Annotated in this window: 21 protein-coding genes and 1 riboswitch; of the genes, 10 read left to right on the plus strand and 11 right to left on the minus strand. The window is 71.8% G+C overall.

Annotated features, from left to right (window positions below; all coding sequences use genetic code 11):
* Positions 1-49: 49 nt before the first annotated feature.
* Both IO29_RS04515 and IO29_RS04520 read right to left on the minus strand, forming a co-directional pair.
* A complete protein-coding gene (locus tag IO29_RS04515; protein ID WP_030376962.1) occupies positions 50-502 on the minus strand; it encodes a GNAT family N-acetyltransferase in 453 nt (150 codons plus the stop codon).
* Between the two features lie 20 nt (positions 503-522).
* Positions 523-981: a MarR family winged helix-turn-helix transcriptional regulator gene (locus IO29_RS04520; protein ID WP_030376963.1), complete on the minus strand. Its 459-nt coding sequence runs from the start codon at positions 979-981 to the stop codon at positions 523-525.
* A gap of 135 nt (positions 982-1,116) precedes the next feature.
* Here IO29_RS04520 and IO29_RS04525 point away from each other — a divergent pair, with 135 nt between their 5' ends.
* A complete protein-coding gene (locus tag IO29_RS04525; protein WP_030376964.1) occupies positions 1,117-2,331 on the plus strand; it encodes an MFS transporter in 1,215 nt (404 codons plus the stop codon).
* A gap of 125 nt (positions 2,332-2,456) precedes the next feature.
* On the opposite strand, the gene IO29_RS04530 is transcribed toward IO29_RS04525, so the two are convergent.
* The 5 genes from IO29_RS04530 to IO29_RS04550 form a co-directional block, all read right to left on the minus strand.
* Entirely contained in the window at positions 2,457-3,323 is an 867-nt protein-coding gene (locus IO29_RS04530; RefSeq protein WP_030376965.1) for a GNAT family N-acetyltransferase, read from the minus strand.
* Positions 3,324-3,420: 97 nt separating this feature from the next.
* On the minus strand, positions 3,421-3,903 hold the full coding sequence (locus IO29_RS04535) for an NUDIX domain-containing protein (RefSeq protein WP_030376966.1): 483 nt from the start codon (positions 3,901-3,903) through the stop codon (positions 3,421-3,423).
* Positions 3,904-3,997: 94 nt separating this feature from the next.
* Positions 3,998-4,903 carry a LysR family transcriptional regulator gene (locus tag IO29_RS04540; RefSeq protein WP_030376967.1) on the minus strand — a complete coding sequence of 302 codons (906 nt, stop codon included), beginning with the start codon at positions 4,901-4,903 and terminating at the stop codon, positions 3,998-4,000.
* Positions 4,904-5,137: 234 nt separating this feature from the next.
* On the minus strand, positions 5,138-6,334 hold the full coding sequence (locus tag IO29_RS04545; RefSeq protein WP_030376968.1) for a cystathionine gamma-lyase: 1,197 nt from the start codon (positions 6,332-6,334) through the stop codon (positions 5,138-5,140).
* Between the two features lie 227 nt (positions 6,335-6,561).
* Positions 6,562-6,939: a phage holin family protein gene (locus IO29_RS04550; RefSeq protein ID WP_030376969.1), complete on the minus strand. Its 378-nt coding sequence runs from the start codon at positions 6,937-6,939 to the stop codon at positions 6,562-6,564.
* A 90-nt stretch (positions 6,940-7,029) separates the two neighbouring features.
* On the opposite strand from IO29_RS04550, the gene IO29_RS04555 reads away from it, so the two are divergent.
* From IO29_RS04555 to IO29_RS04570, 4 genes are all read left to right on the plus strand, one after another.
* Entirely contained in the window at positions 7,030-7,347 is a 318-nt protein-coding gene (locus tag IO29_RS04555; RefSeq protein WP_030376970.1) for a cupin domain-containing protein, read from the plus strand.
* A 172-nt stretch (positions 7,348-7,519) separates the two neighbouring features.
* Positions 7,520-7,732, plus strand: a complete 213-nt coding sequence (locus IO29_RS04560) for a DUF5326 family protein (RefSeq protein ID WP_030376971.1) — start codon at positions 7,520-7,522, stop codon at positions 7,730-7,732.
* A gap of 226 nt (positions 7,733-7,958) precedes the next feature.
* Positions 7,959-8,753 carry an IclR family transcriptional regulator gene (locus IO29_RS04565; RefSeq protein ID WP_063738053.1) on the plus strand — a complete coding sequence of 265 codons (795 nt, stop codon included), beginning with the start codon at positions 7,959-7,961 and terminating at the stop codon, positions 8,751-8,753.
* 96 nt (positions 8,754-8,849) lie between these two features.
* Positions 8,850-9,290, plus strand: a complete 441-nt coding sequence (locus IO29_RS04570; RefSeq protein WP_030376973.1) for an SsgA family sporulation/cell division regulator — start codon at positions 8,850-8,852, stop codon at positions 9,288-9,290.
* Between the two features lie 78 nt (positions 9,291-9,368).
* Here IO29_RS04570 and IO29_RS04575 read toward each other — a convergent pair whose 3' ends face one another.
* Positions 9,369-10,832 carry a YibE/F family protein gene (locus tag IO29_RS04575; protein WP_030376974.1) on the minus strand — a complete coding sequence of 488 codons (1,464 nt, stop codon included), beginning with the start codon at positions 10,830-10,832 and terminating at the stop codon, positions 9,369-9,371.
* Between the two features lie 94 nt (positions 10,833-10,926).
* Positions 10,927-11,082, plus strand: a riboswitch (TPP riboswitch).
* Between IO29_RS04575 and thiC the strand changes: the two genes are divergently transcribed.
* Positions 11,075-12,919 (plus strand): phosphomethylpyrimidine synthase ThiC, encoded by a 1,845-nt coding sequence (thiC, locus tag IO29_RS04580; RefSeq protein WP_030376975.1) that lies wholly within the window; start codon positions 11,075-11,077, stop codon positions 12,917-12,919. It overlaps the preceding riboswitch by 8 nt.
* Positions 12,920-13,101: 182 nt before the next feature.
* On the opposite strand, the gene IO29_RS04585 is transcribed toward thiC, so the two are convergent.
* The 3 genes from IO29_RS04585 to IO29_RS04595 all read right to left on the minus strand — a co-directional run bounded on the left by IO29_RS04585 (position 13,102) and on the right by IO29_RS04595 (position 16,831).
* Positions 13,102-13,959: a hypothetical protein gene (locus IO29_RS04585; protein ID WP_030376976.1), complete on the minus strand. Its 858-nt coding sequence runs from the start codon at positions 13,957-13,959 to the stop codon at positions 13,102-13,104.
* 182 nt (positions 13,960-14,141) lie between these two features.
* The gene (locus tag IO29_RS04590) at positions 14,142-15,281 is read right to left on the minus strand and encodes a metallophosphoesterase (protein WP_106969721.1); all 1,140 of its coding nucleotides are present in this window, start codon (positions 15,279-15,281) and stop codon (positions 14,142-14,144) included.
* Between the two features lie 440 nt (positions 15,282-15,721).
* Positions 15,722-16,831: a LacI family DNA-binding transcriptional regulator gene (locus IO29_RS04595; protein WP_030376978.1), complete on the minus strand. Its 1,110-nt coding sequence runs from the start codon at positions 16,829-16,831 to the stop codon at positions 15,722-15,724.
* 475 nt (positions 16,832-17,306) lie between these two features.
* Here IO29_RS04595 and hisC point away from each other — a divergent pair, with 475 nt between their 5' ends.
* From hisC to cydD, 4 genes are all read left to right on the plus strand, one after another.
* Entirely contained in the window at positions 17,307-18,386 is a 1,080-nt protein-coding gene (gene hisC / locus IO29_RS04600) for a histidinol-phosphate transaminase (protein ID WP_030376979.1), read from the plus strand.
* Between the two features lie 308 nt (positions 18,387-18,694).
* Entirely contained in the window at positions 18,695-20,203 is a 1,509-nt protein-coding gene (locus IO29_RS04605; protein WP_030376980.1) for a cytochrome ubiquinol oxidase subunit I, read from the plus strand.
* 18 nt (positions 20,204-20,221) lie between these two features.
* Complete coding sequence (gene cydB, locus IO29_RS04610; RefSeq protein ID WP_030376981.1) at positions 20,222-21,226, plus strand: cytochrome d ubiquinol oxidase subunit II; 1,005 nt, start codon at positions 20,222-20,224, stop codon at positions 21,224-21,226.
* Positions 21,227-21,307: 81 nt separating this feature from the next.
* Positions 21,308-24,823 carry a thiol reductant ABC exporter subunit CydD gene (gene cydD / locus IO29_RS04615; RefSeq protein WP_033224780.1) on the plus strand — a complete coding sequence of 1,172 codons (3,516 nt, stop codon included), beginning with the start codon at positions 21,308-21,310 and terminating at the stop codon, positions 24,821-24,823.
* Positions 24,824-24,869 lie beyond the last annotated feature (46 nt).

Consider the following 24,869-nt stretch of genomic DNA (forward strand, 5'->3'; position numbering starts at 1 on the left):
TTCACGTGAAACGTGAGGGCGTCCGCGCGTAGGGCGCCGTGACCGCCGGTCAGAGCACGAGCTTGAAGCCGACGTGCGAGGCGGTGAAGCCGAGGCGCTCGTAGAAGCGGTGGGCGTCGGTCCGTGTGGCGTCCGAGGTCAGCTGCACCAGCTGACACCCCTCACGCCGGGACCGGTCGACGGCCCATTCGATGAGACGGGTGCCGAGACCGCTGCCGCGTGCGTCGGCGTGGATCCGCACCGCCTCGATGATCGAGCGGGTGGCGCCCTTGCGGGACAGCCCCGGGATCAGCGTCAGTTGCAGCGTGCCGATGACGCGGCCGTCCCGTACGGCGACGACCAGATGCTGGTGGGGGTCACCGGCCAGGCGCTTCAGCGCGGCCAGGTAGGGGGACAGATCGTCCGGTGACTCGCGCGCGGCGCCCAGGGGGTCGTCGGCGAGCATGTGGACGATGGCCGGGACGTCGTCCTCGGTCGCGGGCCGTATCTCGAGATCTCCCATGGCCGCACTCTATGCGGCCTCTATGCGGCCGTTTTCAACGACTCCACGACGCGGACCAGCGGCGCCAGCTCGGGGTCCTCCGCCGCCTCGTCGAGCGCTTCGCGCAGGGCGGTGTCATTGGTGGGCCGAGCCTCCGCGAGGAGCGCCAGGCCCGCCTCGGTGACGTTCGTGTAGATGCCCCGCCGATCGGTGGGGCACAGATAGCGGGAGAGCAGCCCGCGGTCCTCCAGCCGCGTGACCAGGCGGGTCGTGGCGCTCTGGCTGAGCACCACCGCGTCGGCGACCTGCTTCATCTGGAGATGCCCGCCGTCGCCGTCGTGCTGCCGGCTGAGCACGTCGAGCAGCGAGTACTCCCGCACGCTCAGCCCGTGCCCGGACTGAAGGGCGCGCTCGATGTGCGCCTCGATGCGTCCGTGCAGCAGGGAGAGGGCGCACCAGCCCTGGGCGAGGGCGGTGAGCGCGGGGTCCGTCGCGGTCATGGTCATCCTCCGTCCCGGAGCGGCTGCCCCCAGGATAGACGACAACCGAAGTAACCTGCGCTTGCATGTATAGAGCGTCTGCAACTATTGTCTCCGCTTGTAAAGCGCAGTCGCAATCGTTTGGAAGGTATCCCCATGCCCCTCGCGCTCCTGGCCCTCGCCATCGGGGCCTTCGGCATCGGCACCACCGAGTTCGTGATCATGGGCGTGCTGCCCGAGGTCGCCGACGACTTCGGCGTCACCATCCCCACCGCCGGTCTGCTGGTGACCGGCTACGCGCTCGGCGTGATGGCCGGCGCCCCGCTCATGACGGCCCTCGGCACGCGGATCCCCCGCAAACGGATGCTGATGCTGCTGATGGGCCTGTTCGTCGTGGGCAACCTGCTCTCCGCCGTCGCTCCCGTGTTCGGGCTGATGCTGGCGGGCCGCGTGGTCGCCTCCCTGGCGCACGGCGCCTTCTTCGGCATCGGCTCGGTGGTCGCCGCCGAACTGGTCGCCCCCGAGAAGAAGGCCGCCGCCCTGTCGATGATGTTCAGCGGACTCACCGTCGCGAACGTCGTCGGCGTCCCGCTCGGCACGCTCGTCGGGCAGTCCGCGGGCTGGCGGGTCACCTTCGCCCTCGTCGCCGCGCTGGGCGTGCTCGGCCTGCTCGGCATCGCCCGGCTCGTGCCCGACCTGCCCCGGCCGGAGGGCGTCCGGCTGCGCCACGAACTGTCGGCGCTGAAGAACGTCCAGGTGCTGCTCGCGATGGCGATGACCGTGCTCGGCTTCGGCGGCGTCTTCGCGGCCGTCACCTACATCGCGCCGATGATGACGCGGGTCGCCGGCTTCTCCGACGGGTCCGTCACCTGGCTGCTGGTGCTGTTCGGCCTCGGCATGGTCGGCGGCAACCTCCTCGGCGGCCGCTACGCCGACCGGGCCCTCATGCCCCTGCTGTACGTCTCACTCGGCGGCCTGGCCCTCGTGCTCGCCCTGTTCACCGTGACCGCCCACCACAAGGCACTCGCGGCGGCGACCCTCGTACTGATCGGCGCCCTGGGCTTCGCGACCGTGCCGCCGCTGCAAAAGCGCGTCCTCGACCACGCCCACGGAGCGCCGACCCTGGCGTCGGCCGTCAACATCGGCGCCTTCAATCTCGGCAACGCGCTGTCCGCCTGGCTCGGCGGCCTGGTCATCGCGGCGGGGCTCGGCTACACCGCGCCCAACTGGGTCGGTGCGCTCCTCGCCGCCTCCGCCCTGGTGGTCGCGGCCCTCTCGGCGGCCTTGGAACGCCGGGGGACCGCAGGCACCACCCGCGTCGTGGCCACCGGCGGCGCACCCGCCGACCGCGCCGTCGCCGCACGCCGCTGACGGACCCCCCGACGGATACCGCCCGGGTACCGGGACGGCGCGCGGCCGCGGGGTTCCGCGGCCGAGGGAGCGGGCAGCGGAATTCCGCGAGGCGCCCCCGGCCGTCCCGCCGGGGCCGCGCCGGGTCAGCCCGCCGCGACCGTCAGCGGGGCGAACCGCCGGGTCCAGTCCCCGGGCAGGTCGGGGACGCCGTAGGTCATGACGGCGTTCGATCCGACCGTCTCCAGTCCCCGCTCCTCGAGCCAGGCGAGGAGCTCCTCGTGCCGTACGTCGATGTCGGTGCGCAGCGGCCGGTCCCCGCCCTCGGCGAGCGCGGAGACCAGGGCCTTGGCGGTCCGGGTGTCCCGGGCGATCAGCGGGCCCACGACATGGGTCTCCATGTTGGGCCAGGCGGCCGCGTAACCGACGAGCCGGCCGTCCTCGTGCGCCACTCGGATCCGGTCGGAGAAGGCGGGAAGACGGGTGATCACGTGGGTGCGGTCGCTGCCGAACACCTCCGCGTCGAGGCGGAGGATCGACACCAGGTCCTCGGCGGTCGCCGCCCGGGTGCCCACCCCGGTCTCCGAGGCGTCGGGAAGGAAGCGGCCGCGCACCGTCTCGGCCCGTCCGGTGACCTTGAAGCCGAGCTCCTCGTAGAGCGGGCGGCCGTTCGGCGTCGCGTACAGGGTCAGCGGCGTGGTGCCCGCCCCGGCCACCACGTGCCGCATCAGCCGTCGGCCGACGCCCTGGCGCGCGTGCCGCGCGGCGACGAGCACCATGCCGACCGCGCCCAGATCCGGCCGCCCGTGGGGCCCGTACTCCGTGACCACGCAGGCGCCGACCAGACCGCCTTCGGGGTCGTCGATGCCGTACCCCTGTCCGGCGGCGAGCAGTAGCCCCCACTTGTGTTCTTCCCGGGGCCAGCCCCGGTCCTCGGACAGGTCGGCGCACACGGTGACATCGCGGGGCGTCAGGCGGCGGATGGGCAGAACGGCGAGGGAGAGTGTCGGCACGCAGGTCAGGCTGTCCGACGGACCGCCCCGCCGTCCACCGCTTTGCCCGAGGACCCCGGACTTTTGGCCACACCAGGGGGTGGCCGGCGGCGTCTCCTCAACCGAGGTCGGGCGCGTGCATCGCCCGTACGCCCTCGATGTTGCCGTCGAGGTAGTGCCGCAGCGACAGCGGAACGAGGTGGACCGAGGCGATCCCGACGCGGGTGAACGGCACCCGTACGATCTCGTACTCGCCGCACGGCTGCTCGATCTCGGGGCCGTGGCGCAGGCTCTCGTCCATCGACTCCAGTCGGCAGACGAAGAAGTGCTGCACCTTCACTCCGGTCGCGCCGCCGTCCGCGCCGATGTGCTCCACGGTGTCCACGAAGCAGGGCACCACATCGGTGATCTTGGCGCCCAGCTCCTCGTGCACCTCACGGTGGAGCGCGTCGACCACGGTGGGGTCCTCCGGCTCCACCCCGCCGCCGGGCGTGATCCAGTAGGGATCGACGCCCGGCTTGGTCCGCTTGATGAGGACGAGGGCGTCGCCGTCGAGCAGAACGGCGCGGGCGGTGCGCTTGACCACGGGACGAACGGTCATGCGTGAAATGTGGCCCAGCTGGTTCCACGTGAAACATGCGGGGCGTTCCGCGTGAACCCGCCGGGTGTTTCACGTGAAACATCCGAGGGGCCGGTCAGCACCAGCCCGCGGCTTTGCGCAACAGCCATTCGTGAGCCCGGGCGAGGTGCGCCATCGCCAGCGTGCCGGTGCGCACCGTCAGGAAGTACGTGCGCAGCGGCGGTACCGGGGGGTCGAGCAGGGTGACGACCTCACCGCGCTCCAGGGCGGCCGCGCACAGATAGCGCGGCAGCACCGCGAGCCCCGCACCCCGGGCGGCGCAGGCGAGCACCGCACGCAGATCCGGGACGACGACGGCGCCGGAAGCCGCCGGGCGGGCGTCGAAGACGGCGGCCCAGTAGCGGGCGACGAACGGCAGCGATTCGTGGACCTCGACGACCGGAAGGTTCTCCAGGGCGAAGCCGCCAGGGAGGCGGTGCCGGTCGGAAGCGGTGTGCGCGGCCCAGCGCGGGGACGCGACCAGGACGAGCTCCTCGTCACAGAGCGGGGTCGCGGTGAACAGCTCCCCGCGCGGGCGGGCGGTCGTGATGGCCAGATCGTGTCGTCCCGCGGCGAGCCCCTCCAAGGCCTCGTCGGAGTCGGCGAAGGAGGCCCGCAGCGCGAAGCCCTGGCCGCGGTCCCCGGCCAGCTCCATGAGCGCGGGCAGCGCCCGCTCGGCCGTGAACTCCGGCGGACCGACGAGGTGGAGCGTGCGTAAGGAGGACTCGTCGTCGAGTCCCGTCTCGGCGATCTCCACCAGGGCATCCAGGTGCGGGGCTGCCTTGTGGGCCAGTTCGTCGCCGATGGTCGTGGGGGTCACCCCCCGGGCCTGCCGCAGGAAGAGGGGACGGCCGAGCTGCCGTTCCAGGGTGCGGATCTGCGAGGTGACGGCGGGCTGCGACAGCCCGAGCAGAGCCGCGGCACGCGTGAAGGAGCCGGCCCGGTGCACCGTGACGAACGTGCGCAACAGGGCCAAGTCCATGGTGCTTCCTTCCCTTGCGCCATCCGCGCGGCACCGCGCACGGCGGCGGCGCCCCTCCCCCCGTCGGCGCCCCACTATAAATAAGTCGATAGGGACCTGTCGCTACTGTGATTGGACACTGACACAGAGTCAACTAGCCTTGGTCACACGGTTCTTCGCACGCAGAACCGGGGCGGTCCGAGCCACGAGGGGGGAGGTTCGGACCGCCCGCTTCCGCCGCGCCGCGCCCGGCACTCAGCCGGCCGACTCCTCCAGCGCCCGCAGCACGTCGGCCACCAGGTCCTCGGGGTCCTCCGCGCCCACGGAGAAGCGGACGAAGCCCTCCGGCACCGCGTCGCCGCCCCAGCGGCCGCGCCGTTCGGCCGTGGAGCGCACGCCGCCGAAGCTCGTGGCGTCGTCGACCAGCCGCAGTGCCTCGAGGAAACGGTCGGCCCGCGCGCGCGTGGCCAGCGTGAACGACACCACGCTCCCGAACCGCCGCATCTGCCGCGAGGCGACGGCGTACGAGGGGTCGTCCGGCAGGCCCGGATAGCGCAGCCCGGACACCTCGGGGCGGTCGCGCAGCGCCTGCGCGAGGGTCAGCGCGCTCGCCGTCTGCCGGTCGGCCCGCAACTGGAGAGTGGCCAGCGAGCGGTGGGCGAGCCAGGCCTCCATCGGCCCCGGGATCGCCCCGGCGATCTTGCGCCAGCGCCGGACCGGGGCGATCAGCTCGGCGTCCCGGGCCACGACGTAGCCGAGGAGCACATCGCCGTGTCCGGTGAGCATCTTGGTGCCGCTGGCCACACTGAAGTCGGCGCCCAGGTCGAGCGGCCGCTGCCCGAGCGGGGTGGCGAGGGTGTTGTCGACGGCGACCAGCGTGCCCTGCGCGTGCGCCGCCGCGACCAGCCGGCGGACGTCGCACACGTCCAGCCCCGGGTTCGACGGGGTCTCGATCCACAGCAGCCGGGCCCCGTCGAGGACGCCGAGCTGGGCGTCCCCGCCGGTCGGCGCGGTGCGTACCTCGATGCCGTACGCGGTGAGCTGCTCGCGCACCAGGGGCAACGCCTGGTAGCCGTCGTCCGGCAGGACCACGGCGTCGCCGGCCCGGAGCTGGGAGAAGAGGACCGCGGAGATCGCCGCCATGCCCGAGGCGAAGGCGAGCGTGCGCACGTTCTCGTCGCCGGGTGCCTCCAGCTCGCCGATGGCGCGCTCCAGCAGCGTCCAGGTCGGGTTCTCGTCCCGGCCGTAGGTGTACGGGCCGGTCGGCTCCCCGGGCAGATGGAAGTGGGCGGCGAAGACGGGGCCGGGAAGGGTCGGCTCGTACTTCACGGGGTCGGGAAGCCCCGCGCGCACCGCGCGCGTTCCGTCGCCGATGCCGCCGATGCCGCCGATGCCGCCCGTGTTCCCGGCTTCTCCGGTGCCACCGCCGCCGTCCACATGACGCTCGCTCATGCCGCCTCCGCCTCCGTCTGCTGCGTGATCGGGGCGAGCGGACCGGACCGAGCGGAGGCTCGCCACCGCCATTTTCTCAGGTCACGCGCCTGCCGGCTGCCCCGGGCCACGCCTTCGCCGGTTCCCGGCGGCCTCGTCGGCCCCCCGTGATCCCCGTCGGCCCCCCCGTGATCCCCGTCGGTCCCCGATGATCCCCGCCGGTTCTCGTGGGTCCTCGTCGGTGTCCGTCAGTCCTCGTCGGGGAGGACGACGTGCAGCGCCCAGGCGACGACCGAGACGATCAGCCCGCCGAGGACGGCCGTCCAGAAGCCCTCGACGTGGAAGCTCAGGTCGAGCTTCCCGGCCAGCCACGAGGTGAGCAGCAGCATCAGCGCGTTGATCACCAGGGTGAACAGGCCGAGCGTCAGGATGAACAGCGGGAAGGTCAGCACCTGCACGACCGGTTTGACCAGAACGTTCACCACACCGAACACCAGGGCGACCAGGATGAGGGTGCCGGCCTCCTTGCCGGTACTGTCACCGGTCAGGGTGATCTTGTCGAGCAGCCAGACGGCGACCGCCAGGGCGCCCGCGTTGGCGATCGTCTTGACTACGAAATTCTTCATGGGTCTGATCGTCTCCGATCGCGGTGGAAGAGATCAACGGGCGGGCGCCACGGGGACCGCGGTGCCGGCGGACGGGAGCGGACAGAGACGATGAAGGCATTCCGACTGGACGAACTCGAGGCGGAGCGCGCCGCCAACGACGGGGCCTACCTCCAGTTCCTGCGGGAGCGCAACATGTCGGTCGGCCTGTACGCGCTGGACGCGGGAGCGACCGATCCCCAGCAGCCGCACCAGCAGGACGAGGTGTACTACGTCGCCAGCGGACGGGCGTCGATCACCGTGGGTCTGGAGACGACCCAGGTGGCCCGCGGCAGCGTCGTCTACGTGCCCGCGGGCGTCGCCCACAAGTTCCATCACATCACCGAGGATCTCAGGGTGCTGGTGATGTTCTCTCCCCCCGAGAGCTGAGGTCCGCTCTCGGGGTTCCCTAGGGGATGGATCAGGGGAGGACAAGGGGTGCGCGGCCTCCGTTCGGCACCGCCGCGGCCCTAGCATCGAAGGCAGGACACAGCAGGACCTGTGCGACACGTCCCGAGAACGGGAGAGCGGGTGCGCCGGGCGGAGAGGTGAGGACAGGGCGATGCGAGAGATCTTCACGGGTTTGCCGTGGTGGGTGAAGTGGATCGCGGTGCCGGTCATCGCCCTGGTCGTGTTCGGCGGCCTGATAGCCAGCGTGCTCGGATTCCTCATCGGGCTGCTGTTCAAGGTGCTGCTCTTCGTGGCGCTGGTCGGTGGACTGATCTACATCGTGCGGAAGTTCATGGCGGGCTCCTCCTCGCGCGGCGACTGGTAGGGCCGGGCGAGCAACAGGAACGCGAGGTTCCCTCGCGCGAGGGAAGTTTCCCGGCAGCGGCGGCTGTGAGCGGTGACGGGCGATTAGAGTCCGGAACTCCGCACGGGGCCGATCCGCCCCTGCGGGCGGCGCACACCCCTCCCGTGTCTCCCCGCACGGGCGGCCCCTCCTCGCGCTCCGGGAGTGCCCCTTGGCCACGGTCGGTTCGGTACCCGTACCCGTAGACATCCACGCCCCACCCGTCCAGCGGACGCCGCCGCTGCGGGAGTCGCACCCGACCACCCTGATCGGCTCCGTGCAGCGGGCGATGCGCCTGCTGGAGTGCGTCGCCGCCCGTGAGTACGGCGCCACCGCCAAGCAGCTCGCCCGCGAGGCCCAGCTGGCCCTGCCCACGACGTACCACCTGCTGCGCACACTGACCCACGAGGGCTATCTCCGCCGCGACAAGGGGCTGTTCTTCCTCGGGGACGCCGCCGAGCGACTGAGCAGCAGCGGAGCGGAGCAGAAACGTCGCAGCACGGTGGCGGACGCGCTCGCGCACTGGCGCGACATGCTCGGCGTCCCGGTCTACTACGCCGTCTACCGCGCCGGCGAGATCGAGATCGTCTCGGTCGCGGACACCCGGGGGAACCCGGCGGTCGCGGAATGGGCGGACTTCCGGGAGACCGGGCACGCCCACGCGATCGGCCAGTGCCTGCTCTCCCAGCTGGACGACGCCACCCGCCGCGACCACCTCGACCGCCACCCCGTACGGGCGCTCACCCCGTACACCGTCCCCGACGCGCGCACCCTGCTGCGGCGCCTGGAGCGGGTCGGCCGCATGGAACCGGTCTTCGAACGGCAGGAGTACGCGCTCGGCACGGCCTGCGCCGCCCTTCCGCTCACCGCCGGGACCACGGCGGCGACCGTGGCCGTCTCGCTCCCCTGCCACCAGGCCGACCGCCTGCTGCCCGCCGTGCGCCGGCTACAGAGCGAGCTGGGCCGGCTGCTCGGCACGCTCGCCCCCTCTATCAGTATCTGAAAACTCACTCCTTGTGATCTCCTGTGTACTGTCTGCAAGATTTCTGGCAGTGTCAGGTGATTCCTGGCCAGTCGACGGCAACTGACGGGGTAGGCGATGAGCGAGTCCGTGGTGCAGGCGGAGGTCATGATGAGTTTTCTGGTCTCGGAGGAGCTCTCCTTCCGGATCCCCGTGGAGCTGCGCTACGACACCTGCGATCCCTTCGCCGTCCGGCTGACCTTCCACCTCCCCGGGGACGCGCCCGTCACCTGGGCGTTCGGGCGGGAGCTGCTGATCGACGGGGTGGGGAGGCCGTGCGGCGACGGGGACGTGCACATCGCACCCGCCGACCCCCACGCGATCGGCGAGGTGCTGATCAGGCTTCAGGTCGGCCCCGACCGGGCGCTGTTCCGGTCCGGCGCGGCACCGCTCGTGGCCTTCCTCGACCGCACGGACAAGCTTGTCCCCCTCGGACAGGAGCGTTCCCTCGCGGACTTCGACGCCCTGCTCGACGAGGCGCTGGACCGAATCCTCGCCGAGGAGCAGAGCGCGGGGTGAACGACGCCGGTCGCACGGACGGTCCGGACGGCGGAGGAACGCTTCAGCAGCCCGCCCGCACGCCCGTGTTCGCACATCTCAGCGCTTGCGGCGACGGCCCCGTCCGCCGCGCGCCGGTGGCGCCACCGCCGTCGCTCCGGCGCTCCGGGCGGCCACCGGCGGCTCACCGCCGTGCGGTGCTGTCGCCCGGTCCGGCCCGCCCGGGCGGTCCGCGGAGACCACCAGCGCGGCCAGGGCGGTGGTCACCGGCACCGAGGCGACCAGGCCGATGGAGCCGACCAGCGTGCGCACGATCTCCTCGGCGACCAGCTCACTGGTGGCGACCGTTCCCACCCCGCTCCGCGCGACGGAGAACAGCAGCAGCAACGGCAACGCGGCGCCCGCGTAGGCCAGCACCAGGGTGTTGACGACCGAGGCGATGTGGTCGCGGCCGATCCTTATGCCCGCGCGGTACAGCCCACGCCGGCTCATGGAGGGGTTCGCCTCGTGCAGTTCCCAGACCGCGGACGTCTGCGTCACCGTCACGTCGTCCAGCACACCGAGCGAACCGATGATGACGCCGGCCAGCAGCAGACCGCTCATGTCGATGTCCGGATAGAGCCCGTGGATCAGCCCGGTGCTGTCGTCGGTGTTCCCGGTCAGTGCGGCCCAGCCGATGAACAGCGAGCCGAGCACGCCGATCAGCCCCAGCGAGATCAGCGTGCCGATCACTGCGACGGAGGTCCGGGCCGAGAGACCGTGACACATGTACAGGGCGATCAGCATGATGGCGCTCGACCCGACCACCGCCACCGCCAGCGGGTTCGAGCCCTGGAGGATCGCCGGCAGGATGAAGAACGACAGCAGCACGAAGCTGACGGCCAGCGCGATCAGGGCGGCCAGCCCCCGCATCCGGCCCACGACCACCACGGCGACGGCGAAGATGCCCGCGAGCAGCGCCATGGGCAGCGTGCGGTTCACGTCGGTGACCGAGTACTGAAGGTTCTTCGGCGCGGAGGGCTCGTAGGAGACCACGACCTTCTCGCCCTGGTCCAGTTGGCGTGACTGGTCCGGCTGCACGATCTCGGTGAAGGTGCGCCCCTTGTCCTTGCCGGTGTCGACGCGGATCGTGGCCTTCTTGCAGGTGCCGGCGTCCCCCGTGCCGGAGCCCTGTGCGGCGGAGCCGGCGGCCGAGGTGCCTCCGGCGGAGGAACCGGCCGTGGCCGTGCCGCCCGTGCCCGTACCGCCCCCGGCGCCCACGGAGGCGCAGTCGACCTTGACCACCTTGGTGACCGTGGCCTGCTGCGTCTGGCGGTCGAAGCCGACGCCCGTGCGCTCGTGCGACGGCACCCCGCCGGGCCAGAGGACCACCAGCCCCACGACCACCGCGGCGGCGAACGGCACGAGAACGGCGGCGATGACCTTACGTAGATGCCGCGAGACGGGTGCCGCCGGGCCGTGGCTGTGGCTGTGGCCGCCGCCGCCATGGGGACCGGCTGGTTGAGGGGGAGGGTGCTCGTGCGGGGGGTGCTGAGGCGGAGGGTGCTGCTGGGGCGTGGTCACCGACGCATCATCGCAAGAACGGGGACACGTCAGCGCGAGAACGGGAGGGGGCCCACTGTTCAGCGCGGCCACCAAGGCGTTAGCGTGAAACCACCTTTGTACACGCGGGAGCTCGGAGCACCGGGCTGAGAGGGCGCTGACCTCCGCAGAGGCGATGTTTCACGTGGAACATCGCCGGCGGACACCGCTGCGTCGACCGCTGAACCTGTTACCGGGTAATGCCGGCGTAGGGAGTAGGTCTCATGACCATCAAGGACACACGCACGCCTGCCTCCGCACAGAACGCCAGTGAGGACTCCAGCGGCTCCCCCGGGGGGAACCTCAACGGGAACTCCGGAGGGAAGTCCGGCGCCGAGGAGGCCGGGACGTCCCTCGGCTGGCACAAGGCGTACGTCGAGGGCTCGCGCCCCGATCTGCGGGTGCCGGTCCGTCAGGTGCATCTCACCAACGGGGAGTCGGTCACGCTGTACGACACCTCGGGCCCGTACACCGACCCCACCGTCCGGACCGATGTCCGCAGGGGGCTCGCGCCGCTGCGGGAGACCTGGATCGTCGCCCGGGGGGACACCGAGGAGTACGCGGGCCGGCCGGTCCGGCCCGAGGACGACGGCATCAAGCACACCTCGCCACGCGGGGGGCTGCGCAACCTGGACGCGGTCTTCCCCGGACGGCCCCGTCGGCCGCTGCGTGGCCGCGACGGGACGCCGGTGACCCAACTCGCCTATGCGCGACGGGGGGAGATCACCCCGGAGATGGAGTTCGTGGCGCTACGGGAGAACGTTTCTCCTGAGGTCGTGCGGGAGGAGATCGCGGCGGGGCGCGCGGTGCTGCCCGCGAACGTCAACCACCCGGAGATCGAGCCGATGATCATCGGCAAGCGCTTCCTGGTGAAGGTCAACGCCAACATCGGCAACTCCGCCGTCACGTCCTCCATCGAGGAGGAGGTCGAGAAGATGACCTGGGCGACCCGCTGGGGCGCCGACACGGTCATGGACCTGTCCACCGGACGCAACATCCACACCACCCGCGAGTGGGTGCTGCGCAACTCCCCCGTGCCGATCGGCACGGTCCCCCTCTACCAGGCCCTCGAGAAGGTCGACGGCAGGGCGGAGGAGCTGACCTGGGAGATCTACAAGGACACGGTCGTGGAACAGGCCGAGCAGGGCGTGGACTATATGACCGTGCACGCCGGCGTGCGCCTCGCCTACGTGCCGCTCACCGCGAACCGCAAGACCGGCATCGTCTCGCGCGGCGGCTCCATCATGGCCGCCTGGTGCCTGGCCCACCACAAGGAGTCGTTCCTCTACGAGCACTTCGAGGAGCTCTGCGAGATCCTCGCCGCGTACGACGTGACGTACTCCCTCGGCGACGGCCTGCGGCCCGGCTCGATCGCGGACGCCAACGACGAGGCGCAGTTCGCGGAACTGCGCACGCTCGGGGAACTCAACACGATCGCCAAGCGTTTTCACGTACAGACCATGATCGAGGGCCCGGGACACGTCCCGATGCACAAGATCAAGGAGAACATCGACCTTCAGCAGGAGATCTGCGATGAAGCTCCGTTCTATACGCTCGGCCCGCTGACGACGGACGTCGCTCCGGCGTACGACCACATCACCTCCGGCATCGGTGCCGCGATGATCGCCTGGTGGGGCACGGCCATGCTCTGCTACGTCACGCCCAAGGAACACCTGGGCCTGCCCAACCGTGACGACGTCAAGACCGGCGTCATCACCTACAAGATCGCCGCGCACGCAGCCGACCTCGCCAAGGGGCACCCCGGTGCGCAGGAATGGGACGACGCGCTGTCCGACGCACGTTTCGAGTTCCGCTGGGAGGACCAGTTCAACCTGGCCCTCGACCCGGAAACGGCCCGCGAGTTCCACGACGAGACCCTGCCGGCCGAACCGGCCAAGACGGCCCACTTCTGCTCGATGTGCGGCCCGAAATTCTGCTCGATGAAGATCTCCCAGGACATCCGCCGGGAGCACGGCACCACACGGACCGAGGTGGAGGAAGGCATGGCTCAGAAGTCGAAGGAGTTCGCGGAGGCGGGCAACCGGGTGTACCTGCCGATAGCCGACTGACCGCGGTGACGGCGGTGCTCCCCGGAGCAGCCGGCCGGGGAACACCGCCGCCGTTCAGCGTGTCGGCGGACGGCAGACGGCGGACGGCAGACGGCAGACGGTTGCCGGTTCGACGTGCCGTTTCGCGTCGGGGCCGGCTCCGGCCGGGTGCCGGAACCGCTCCCCCCGCTCACTCCGCCCGCTCACTCCGGCCGGTGTTCCGGGCCGCCGAAGTCCGGGCTGGAGAAGTCGGGGCTGGAGTAGCGGGGGCGGGCCGAGGGGGTGCCGTCCTCGGGGCTGCTGAAGCCCGGGCGGTCGTAGCCCAGGTGCGGGATGCGGCTCTGCGGGGCCGAGGGCACGGGGCCGTCCAGCGCGGCCCGGTCGGGGTCGGCCAGGGCGTCGCGGAGGAACGGCAGGATGCCGCGCTCCAGCAGCGCCTCGTGCCACGCCTTCCTGGCCCGCAGCATCTCCTCGTACCGGTCCCCCTCGGCGCCGCCGCGCTGGGCGGTGGCGTTGTTGCGCAGGGCGGTGAGCAGCAGGCCGACCGCGGCGACCAGGATCGCCACCGCGGTGATCGCGCCGAACACCCAGCCGGTGGTCAGCAGGGTCCGGGCGAAGGCCGGCTCGGGGTTGAGCATCTTCATGACGTACCCCACGAGCAGGAAGATCGCCGCCGCGGTCCCGGCCAGCACGGGGGCGAGGACGGTGACGACCGCGCCGGCCCCGGCCCCGGCGGCGGCCTCGCCGACGGCGGCGGCCAGTCCCAGCCCGCCCACGTCCGTCTCCGTGGCGGGGGCGTCCCGCAGCGGCGGGGCGGACGGGGCCGGGCGGCGCAGTTCCTCGCGGACCTTCACGTAGTGGTGGTATTCGGCCGCGGCGGCGGTGGTGATGAACACGGTGGCGCTGAGCGCCATGGTGCGCAGTTGTTCGGGGTTGAGCCGCTGCACGAGGGCGGCCAGTTCCGGGCGGTGTGCGGCGGAGCGCAGCGCCTCGTCGAGGATCCGCTCGTACTCCTGGCGGTCCTCGCTGTGCAGGTGCTGCGGAACGCTGTTCATGTGCATCCCCCGATGCTCCGTAGGGCTTGGGGCTCGGCATGCTGACGAGCCGTCGGGCAGAAACGGAGGGGAGCCTGCTACGGATAAGCCGATGGTAGAGCCGCGACGGCACGCGGAGACAGGGGGTTTCCGGAAATTGCCCCTCGCCCGGGGCGGTCACCGGCGGCGGGCGAGGGGGTGGTGAACGGTCAGCGCACCAGCGGCAGTTGCTGGACCAGCAGCTTTCCGGCCATGGTCACCCCGCCGTCCATGGCGAGGGCGAGCCCGTCGGCGTACAGGTGCGGTCCCTCGACCACGGGCGGTCCGGCCTCCTCGCCCTCCTCCGAGCCGACCTCGCCCAGGAGGTAGGGGATCGGGCTGTGGCCGTGCACGATGCGGGTGCCGCCGTAGACGTCCAGCAGGGAGCGGACGGCGTCGGCGCCGCCCTCGTCGCGGAAGGAGAACCGCTTGGTGAACTTGCGGAAGAGGTCCCAGACCTCGTCCGCGTCGTTGCGGGTGAGCGTCTCGCGGACGGTGTCGTTGACCTCTTCGATGGAGCGGCCGTAGTCGAGGTAGGAGGTCGTGTCCGAGTGCACCAGCAGGTGGCCGTCGGCGGACTCCATGGCGTCGAGGCGGGCCATCCACTGAAGGTGGTGGTCCTGGAGACGGTCCATGTCGGTCTTCTGGCCGCCGTTGAGCAGCCAGGCCGCCTGGAAGGTGGCGGTGCCGGCGCCCGAGTTGACGGGGGTGTCGCCGAACCGCTTGGCGCCGAGCAGCAGCAGCTCGTGGTTGCCCATGAGCGCCTTGCAGTAGCCGCCGGCCGCGGCCGCCTCGGCGGACAGCCGCATCACCAGGTCGATGACGCCGATGCCGTCGGGGCCGCGGTCGGTGAAGTCGCCCAGGAACCACAGCCGGGCGGTGCCGGCGCACCACTGGCCGGCGGCGTCGAGGAGGCCCTGCTCCTGGAGCGCGGCCACCAGCTCGTCGAGATAGCCGTGGACGTCGCCGACGACGTACAGCGGGCCGGGGCCCTCACCGGTGGCGGCGGGCTGCGCCGCCGGGGCGGGCGCCGGTTCCACGACGACCCGGACGGTGTCGCCGCGGTTGATCACCGGCAGGTCGCGCTCGGTGGGCGTGTACCCCTCCGGAAAGCCCTCGGGATAGGGAGTGGCCCGGCCGGGGTGTTCCTCGGGCGCCTCGGGGGGAACGGAGCCCTCCCCGAGGTGGCCGTCGTGGGCGTACGGGCCGGTCTCCTGCACGTACGCGGGTACCCGGAAGTCGCGCACCGTCGCCGCCTGCTCCGCCTCGGGTCCCTGACCGGCCCCCTGAGTCATCGACCCCTCCACCATCGCGCCGCAGCTGCACCGCATCGGACTGCCTGGTCGCAGCGGCCCGCGGTGTGTGGGCCCATCATAGGAATGCGGATCGTGCCATGTGACGACCCAGGGGTGGTGAATCGGGGAAGCGGGTGGTCCGTCGCGGCTTTCGCCCCTTTTGGGCAGGGCTTTCCCGGGGCGGGAGTGACCGGAGGGGCGCCCGCCGGGCCGGCCGGGGACACGTGTGCGTCACCCGGGCGGCACTGTGGCACCGCCCTCGTCGAACGGTCCGCCGCCCCACGGCTTGTCGAAGGGTTCACCGCCCCACGGCTCGTCGAACGGTTCGCCGCTTCGCGACGGCCACGCGGCCGTCGGTTCGCCCGGCACGGTTCGCGCCGCGGCGCCGGAGCCGCCCCGGGAGCGGTTCGTGGCCGCGCGGGGGCGGAGTCCGCCCGACGAGGTGACGGCAGGTGTCAGCTCTCCGGCGTGCGCGGCGGGCTGACGGTGGTGCGCGGCGGACGGCGCCGGGACGAGGTGCGGATGATCAGCTCGGTCGGTATCACCTGCTCCACCGGCTGCTGCGACTCCACCCCTTCGATGGCGTCGATGAGCAGCTGCACCACCGCCGTGCCGATCCGGCGCGGCTTGAGGGAGAGGGTGGTGATCGGCGGCTCGGTGTTGGCATAGACCGTGGACTCGCTGCAACAGACGAGCAGCAGGTCGTCGGGGACGCGGAGCCCGTAGCGCCGGGCGGCGGCCAGCAGATCGGTGCCGTTGGGGTCGAACAGGCCGTAGACGGCGTCGGGGCGGTCGGGCCGGGCGAGCAGCCGGTCGGCGGCGACGGCGCCGGCGCACGGGTCGTGGGCGGGGTAGGCCTCGTAGACCGGGTCCTGGCCGACCCGCTCGCACCAGCGCAGATAGGCGGTGGTGGACAGCCGGGTGTACGTGTCCGTGGTCGTGCCGGTGAGCAGGCCGATGCGGCGGGCACCGGCGTCGGCGAGATGGTCGAGGATGTCCAGGACGGCGGCCTCGTGATCGTTGTCGACCCAGGCGGTGACCGGCAGCGCGCCCGCCGGGCGGCCGTCGGAGACCACCGGTAAGCCCTGCCGGACCAGCTCGCTGACGACCGGGTCCTGGTCGGAGGGGTCGATGACGACCGTGCCGTCCAGGGCGACGTTCGACCACACGTCGTGGCGCGAGGTCGCGGGGAGGATCACCAGGGCGTAGCCGCGGGCGAGCGCGGCCGAGGTGGCGGCCCGGGCCATCTCCGCGAAGTACGCGAACTCCGTGAAGGTGAAAGGTTCATCCCCGTATGTGGTCACGGTCAGGCCGATGAGCCCGGACTTGCCGGTTCTCAGGGTCCGGGCGGCGGCCGACGGGCGGTAGCCGAGCCGGTCGGCGACCTCGCGGACATGCCGCCGGGTGGCGTCCGGGAGTCTGCCTTTTCCGTTGAGGGCGTCGGAGACGGTCGTGATGGAGACCCCGGCGGCGGCGGCGACGTCTCGGATGCCTGCCCGGCCCGGTCGTCCGCCCCGCCGTGCGGCCTCCGCCCGGCTCACCTGGTGCTTCCCTGCTGCTGTCATGGCGAGCCGATAGTAGGGCTCATGCGGTGGGGTAGTGCGGACGCATATGCACCCGTTGACAGGCACGTTTCTGCAAGGTGTACAGCCCCCAACTGCCTGGGAATGCAAGGTAGTTGAACGATCCAATGCCAGTACCTGGCTTGTCGGCACGCATGGGCCTGCCAAGGGGGCCATGTTTCGAAGAGGTCTCAACTCACCTTCACGGGTGATGCGCGCCACGGGGTGCGCCACCGGCGCGTGCGTAGGGGACCGGCGCGCCCCCCGATTCGTGCGCCTTCATACGCTTTCGTACGAGGGCGGTCTCCGTGCCCGTCCCCGGTCGCCGCCCGCCCCGCGGACGCACCGGCGGCCCGCCGGGGGCCCACGTTGTCCACAGGCCATTCGCACCGGAGCCGAATCCTCATAAGGTGAGAAGCATTGGACACCGGTACGGGGGAGGCACCCCAGTCCGGTGGTGTGCGTGAGGAGGACTGCGGTGAGCGAGACGAGCCCGAGGCTGCGTGCCGAGCTGGAGGGTATCCCCGCCTATGTGCCGGGCAGGCCCGCGGCGGCCGGCGGCCCCGTCGCCTACAAACTGTCCTCCAACGAGAACCCGTACCCCCCGCTGCCGGGCGTCATGGAGACGGTCACGGCGGCGGCCGCGTCCTTCAACCGCTATCCGGACATGGCCTGCACCGCGCTCAACCAGGAGCTGGCCGAGCGCTTCGGCGTCCCGGTCTCCCACATCGCCACGGGCACGGGCTCGGTCGGTGTCGCCCAGCAGCTGTTGCAGTCCACCAGCGGTCCGGGCGACGAGGTGATCTACGCCTGGCGGTCCTTCGAGGCGTACCCGATCATCACGCGGATCAGCGGGGCGACGCCGGTGGAGGTGCCGCTGACGCCGGGCGATGTGCACGACCTGGACGCGATGGCCCGGGCGGTCACCGACCGCACGCGGCTGATCTTCGTCTGCAACCCCAACAACCCGACGGGCACGGTGGTGCGCCGCGCGGAGCTGGAGGTGTTCCTCGACCGGGTGCCGGACGACGTCCTGGTGGTGCTGGACGAGGCCTACCGCGAGTTCATCCGCGACCCGGAGGTGCCGGACGGCGTCGAGCTGTACCGCGAGCGGCCGAACGTGTGTGTGCTGCGGACCTTCTCCAAGGCGTACGGGCTCGCGGGGCTGCGGGTCGGTTTCGCCATCGGCCACGAGCCGGTGGCGGCGGCGCTGCGCAAGACGGCGGTGCCGTTCGGGGTGAGCCAGCTCGCCCAGGACGCGGCGATCGCCTCGCTGAACGCCGAGGACGAGCTGCTCGGCCGGGTCGGCTCGCTGGTCTGTGAGCGGAACCGGGTGGTCGAGGCGCTGCGTGGCCAGGGCTGGACGGTGCCGGAGACGCAGGCCAACTTTGTCTGGCTGCGGCTGGGGGAGCGCACGGCGGAGTTCGCGGCGGCGTGCGAGCGGGCGGGGGTCGTCGTCCGGCCCTACACGCCCGACGGCGTCCGGATCACCATCGGGGAGACGGAGGCCAACGACATCTTCCTGAAGGCCGCGGAGGGTTTCCGCAGGGAGCTCTGAGCGGAACCGCCCTTCTCCACCACGCTTCTGCCGAAGGGCCGGTCGGCTTACGTCGACCGGCCCTTTCGCATGCCCGCGCACGGGGGCGTCCCGTGTGAGGCGCCCCACTTTCGCCCCCAGGGGACCCCCGGGCCTCCGGCTTCGAACGGGCATGCGTCATAATTGCTTGTGAATGTGAACGCGTTCACAAGCGCGTCCCGGTTCATCCCGTGATGCGTGCTGTGTACGGGCCGAAACGTGTGCGAAACGCATGCCGTGGGGCGTGCGATCCGCCGCTTCGTGACCACGGCGACGTAAGGAGAGACGACGTGGAACTGGCTCTGGCGCCGGAGACCCTGGCGCGCTGGCAGTTCGGCATCACCACCGTCTACCACTTCCTCTTCGTCCCGCTGACGATCTCGCTGGCCGCCCTGACGGCCGGCCTACAGACCGCCTGGGTGCGGACGGAGAAGGAGAAGTACCTCAGGGCCACCAAGTTCTGGGGCAAGCTCTTCCTGATCAACATCGCGATGGGCGTCGTCACCGGCATCGTGCAGGAGTTCCAGTTCGGCATGAACTGGTCCGACTACTCGCGCTTCGTCGGCGACATCTTCGGCGCCCCCCTCGCCTTCGAGGCGCTCCTCGCCTTCTTCTTCGAGTCGACCTTCATCGGACTGTGGATCTTCGGCTGGGACAAGCTGCCGAAGAAGCTGCACCTGGCCTGCATATGGATGGTGTCGCTCGGCACCTTCCTGTCGGCCTACTTCATCCTGGCGGCCAACTCCTGGATGCAGCACCCCGTCGGCTACCGGATCAACGAGTCCCGCGGCCGCGCGGAACTCACCGACTTCCTCGCCGTGCTGACCCAGAACACCGCCCTCGCCCAGGCCTTCCACACCCTGTCCGCGTCCTTCCTCACCGGCGGCGCGTTCATGGTCGGCATCGCCGCCTTCCACCTGCTGCGCAAGAAGCACATCCGGGTGATGAAGACCTCGCTGCGGCTCGGCCTGGTCACCGTGGTCGTCGCCGGTCTGCTCACCGCCGTCAGCGGTGACGTCCTCGGCAAGGTCATGTTCAAGCAGCAGCCCATGAAGATGGCGGCCGCCGAGGCCCTGTGGGACGGTCAGTCCCCCGCCCCCTTCTCGGTGTTCGCCTACGGCGACGTGGAGAAGGGCCACAACAGCGTGGCCATCGAGGTACCCGGCCTGCTCTCGTTCCTCGCCGACGACAGCTTCTCCTCGTACGTCCCCGGCATCAACGACGTCAACAAGGCCGAGCAGGAGAAGTACGGCCCCGGCGACTACCGGCCCAACATCCCCGTCACCTTCTGGGGCTTCCGCTGGATGATCGGCTTCGGTATGACGTCCTTCGCCCTGGGCGCGGCCGGACTGTGGCTCACCCGGAAAAAGTTCCTGCTGCCGCGGCACTTGAGGGTCGGCGACGAGGAGGTGCCGCACCTGGTGCTCTTCCGCAACAGGGCACTCGGCCCCACGCTGACGAAGTGGTACTGGCGCGCCGCGATCCTCACCCTCGGTTTCCCGCTCCTGGCCAACTCCTGGGGCTGGATCTTCACCGAGATGGGCCGTCAGCCCTGGGTCGTCTACGGCGTCCTGCGCACCAGTGACGCGGTCTCCCCCGGCGTCTCGCAGGGCGAGGTGCTCACCTCGGTGCTCACCTTCACCGCCCTGTACGCGATCCTCGCCGTCGTCGAGGTCAAGCTGCTCGTGAAGTACGTCAAGGCCGGGCCGCCCGAGCTCACCGAGGCGGACCTCAACCCACCCACGAAGATCGGCGGCGACTCGCGGGACGCCGACAAGCCGATGGCCTTCTCCTACTAGGCCGGGGAGCGCTCACTCATGGAACTGCACGACGTCTGGTTCGTCCTCATCGCCGTCCTGTGGACCGGCTACTTCTTCCTGGAGGGCTTCGACTTCGGGGTCGGCGTCCTCACCCGGCTGCTGGCCCGGGACCGCTCCGAGAGGCGGGTGCTGATCAACACCATCGGCCCCGTCTGGGACGGCAACGAGGTCTGGCTGCTCACCGCGGGCGGCGCCACCTTCGCCGCCTTCCCCGAGTGGTACGCCACCCTGTTCTCCGGCTTCTATCTGCCGCTGCTGGTCATCCTCGTCTGCCTCATCGTGCGCGGTGTCGCCTTCGAGTACCGGGCCAAGCGGCCGGAGGAGAAGTGGCAGCGCAACTGGGAGGCCGCGATCTTCTGGGCCTCGCTGCTCCCCGCCTTCCTGTGGGGCGTGGCCTTCGCCAACATCGTGCGCGGAGTGAAGATCGACTCCGGTCTCGAGTACGTCGGCAATGTCTGGGACCTGCTCAACCCGTACGCCCTGCTGGGCGGAGTGGTGACGCTGGCGCTGTTCACCTTCCACGGCACCGTCTTCGTCGGCCTGAAGACCGTCGGGGAGATCCGGGAGCGGGCGCGGCGGCTGGCCCTGAAGGTCGGAGCGGTGACCGCCGTCCTGGCGCTCGTCTTCCTGCTGTGGACGCAGGCCGACAAGGGAGACACCGGTTCGCTGGTGGCGCTCGTCGTGGCCGTGGCCGCGCTCGTCACCGCGCTGGGGGCGGCCCGGGCCGGCCGGGAGGGCTGGGCGTTCGCCCTGTCGGGGCTGACCGTCGTGGCCGTGGTCGCGATGTTCTTCCTGACCCTCTTCCCCAACGTCATGCCGTCCTCGCTCGACCCGGACTGGAGCCTCACGGTCACCAACGCCTCGTCGAGCCCGTACACCCTGAAGATCATGACCTGGTGCGCCGGCATCGCCACGCCGCTGGTGCTGCTCTACCAGGGCTGGACCTACTGGGTGTTCCGCAAGCGGATCGGTACGCACCACATCGCGGACGCCGCGCACTGATCCCGACCGTGGGAGGCATGGTGTGTTTCACGTGAAACACACCATGCTCCACCCCTCCTCGACCCCGAGGGTGTGTTTCACGTGAAACCAATCGACCCGCGTCTTCTGCGCTACGCACGCGTCACCCGCCTCTTCATGCTGGCGGTCGTCGCCCTGGGCGTCGTCGGGGCGGCGCTGGTCATCGCCCAGGCCATGCTCATCGCCGAGGTGGTGGTCGGCGCCTTCCAGCACGGCGACTCGCTCGCTGCACTGCGTACCCCGCTGCTCCTGCTCGCCGCCGTGGCCGTCGGCCGGGCGCTCGTCGCCTGGCTCACCGAGCTGGCCGCCCACCGGGCGAGCGCGGCGGTGAAGTCGGAGCTGCGCGGCCGGCTGCTGGAGCGGGCGGCCGCGCTCGGCCCCGGATGGCTCGGCGGACAGCGCACCGGCTCCCTGGTGGCGCTGGCCACCCGTGGTGTCGACGCCCTCGACGACTACTTCTCGCGCTATCTGCCCCAGTTGGGGCTCGCGGTGGTGGTTCCGGCGGCGGTGCTGCTGCGGGTGGTGACCGAGGACTGGGTGTCGGCGGCGATCATCGTCGGCACCCTGCCGCTGATCCCCCTGTTCATGATCCTCATCGGCTGGGTCACCCGCTCCCAGACGGACCGTCAGTGGCGGCTGCTCTCCCGGCTGTCGGGGCACTTCCTCGACGTGGTCGCGGGGCTGCCGACGCTCAAGGTGTTCGGCCGGGCCAAGGCGCAGGCCGAGTCCATCCGCCGGATCACCGGCGAGTACCGGCAGGCGACCATGCGGACCCTGCGGGTCGCCTTCCTCTCCTCGTTCGTCCTGGAACTGCTCGCCACCCTGTCGGTCGCGCTCGTCGCGGTCACGATCGGCATGCGGCTGGTCCACGGCGACATGGACCTCTACATCGGACTGGTCATCCTCGTTCTCGCCCCCGAGGCGTATCTGCCGCTGCGGCAGGTGGGTGCCCAGTACCACGCGGCGGCCGAGGGGCTCGCGGCCGCCGAGGAGATCTTCGACGTCCTGGAGACCCCGGTGCCGGACACCGGTACGCGACGGCTGCCGGAGGGGGCCATCGCCTTCGAGGAGGTGACCGTCCGGTACCCCGGGCGCGCCTCCGACGCGGTGACCGGCGCCTCCTTCCGTATCGCGCCGGGCGAGACGGTCGCCCTGGTCGGCCCCAGCGGTGCCGGCAAGTCGACGCTGCTGGGCGTCCTGCTCGGCTTCGTACGGCCCGACGCCGGACGGGTGCGGATCGGCGGGGCGGACCTCGCCTCGGCCGACCTGGAGGAATGGCGCTCCCGCCTCGCCTGGGTGCCGCAGCACCCGCACCTGTACGCGGGCACCATCGGCGAGAACGTACGCCTGGCCCGCCCCGACGCCGACGAGACGGCGGTGCGCCGGGCGCTCGCGGACGCGGGAGCCCTGGAGTTCGTCGACGCGCTGCCGGACGGCACGGACACCGTGCTCGGCGAGGAGGGGGCGGGGCTCTCGGCCGGACAGCGGCAGCGGCTCGCGCTGGCCCGGGCGTTCCTCGCCGACCGGCCCGTCCTGCTGCTCGACGAACCGACGGCCGCGCTGGACGGCACCACCGAGGCGGAGGTCGTCGAGGCCGTGCGACGGCTCGCGGTGGGACGCACGGTGCTGCTGGTGGTGCACCGGCCGGCCCTGCTGGCGGTGGCCGACCGGGTGGTGCGGCTGGAGCCGGCGTCCGAGACAGTCGTCCCCGCGCGGCCGGGTGCCGCGTCCGGACGGGAACACCCGAGTGCGGCGACGCCGGATCGCGCCGACGCCGACGCGACCGTCCTCGGCGGCCCCCGGACGCCCCGGGGCGGAGTGCTCGCCCGGGTGCGGGCCATGGCTCAGCCCCTGCGCGGACGGCTGCTGCTCGCCCTGCTGCTCGGCGCCCTCGCGCTCGGCAGCGCCGTCGGGCTGATGGCCACCTCGGGGTGGCTGATCTCCCGCGCCTCCCAGCAGCCCCCGGTGCTGTACCTGATGGTCGCGGTCACCGCCACGCGGGCGTTCGGCATCGGCCGGGCCGTCTTCCGGTACACCGAACGGCTCGTCTCGCACGACGCGGTGCTGCGCATGCTCGCCGCCACCCGGGTCGCCGTCTACCGGCGGCTGGAGCGGCTGGCCCCCGCCGGGCTGCGCACCACCCGGCGCGGCGACCTGCTCAGCCGGCTGGTCGCGGACGTGGACGTGTTGCAGGACTACTGGCTGCGCTGGCTGCTTCCCGTGGGCGCCGCATGCGTGGTGTCGGCCGGCGCGGTCGGGTTCACCGCGTGGCTGCTGCCCGGCGCGGGGGCCGCCCTCGCCGTCGGGCTGCTCGCGGCCGGCGTCGGCGTCCCGTTGCTCACCGGTGCCGTCGCCCGCCGGGCGGAGCGCAGGCTGGCGCCCGCCCGCGGCGATCTGGCCACGCGGGTGGCCGACCTGCTCACCGGCACCCCCGAGCTCACGGTCGCCGGGGCCCTGCCCGCGCGGCTCGCCTCGGCCCGCCGGGCCGACGGCGTCCTCACCCGGATCGCCTCCCGTTCGGCCGCCGCGACCGCCCTCGGCGACGGACTGACCGCGCTGATCACCGGCCTGACCGTGGTGGCCACCGCGGTCGCCGGGGTCCAGGCGGTCGCCGCCGGCCGGCTGCACGGCGTCGCCCTGGCGGTCGTCGTCCTCACCCCGCTCGCCGCGTTCGAGGCGGTGCTCGGGCTGCCGCTCGCCGTACGGCACCGGCAGCGGGTGCGGCGCAGCGCCGCGCGGGTGTACGAGATCCTCGACGCCCCCGAGCCCGTGCGCGAGCCGGAACACCCCCGGCCGGCGCCCACCACGCCGTTCCCGCTCGTCGTGCGGGGGCTGACCGCCCGTCACCCCGGGCAGCGGCGGCCGGCGCTCGACGGGCTCGACCTCACGCTGGAAAGCGGCCGGCGCATCGCCGTGGTCGGCGCGTCCGGCGCGGGCAAGAGCACCCTCGCCCAGGTGCTGCTGCGCTTCCTGGACGCGGAGGGCGGCACGTACACGCTGGGCGGCACGGACACCGCCGCGCTCGACGGCGACGACGTACGGCGGCTGGTGGGGCTGTGCGCGCAGGACGCGCACCTCTTCGACAGCTCCGTGCGCGAGAACCTGCTCCTGGCGCGCCGGGACGCCACCGAGGCCGACCTGCGCGACGCGCTCGCCCGGGCGCGGCTCCTCGACTGGGCCGACGGGCTGCCCGACGGGCTCGACACGTTCGTCGGGGAACACGGCGCCCGGCTCTCCGGCGGTCAGCGGCAGCGGCTGGCCCTGGCCCGGGCCCTGCTCGCCGACTTCCCCGTCCTGGTCCTCGACGAGCCCGCCGAACACCTGGACCTGCCGACCGCGGACGCGCTCACCGCCGACCTGCTGGCCGCGACCGAGGGCCGCACGACGCTGCTCATCACCCACCGGCTGGCCGGTCTGGACGCGGTCGACGAGGTGCTCGTGCTGGCCGGGGGCCGGGCCGTGCAGCGCGGTCCGTACGCCGCCCTCGCGGCGGTGGACGGACCACTGCGGGAGATGCTGGCGCGGGAGGCGGCGAGCGATCTGTCGGGGGTGACGGCGGTGGCGGGCGCCGCGGCGTAGAGGTGCCGGGGCAGGGCGGGCGCCGCGGCGTAGAGGTGCCGGGGCA

The sequence above is a fragment of the Streptomyces sp. NRRL F-6676 genome, from assembly GCF_000725625.1.
In the GTDB taxonomy this organism is placed as follows: Bacteria; Actinomycetota; Actinomycetes; order Streptomycetales; family Streptomycetaceae; genus Streptomyces.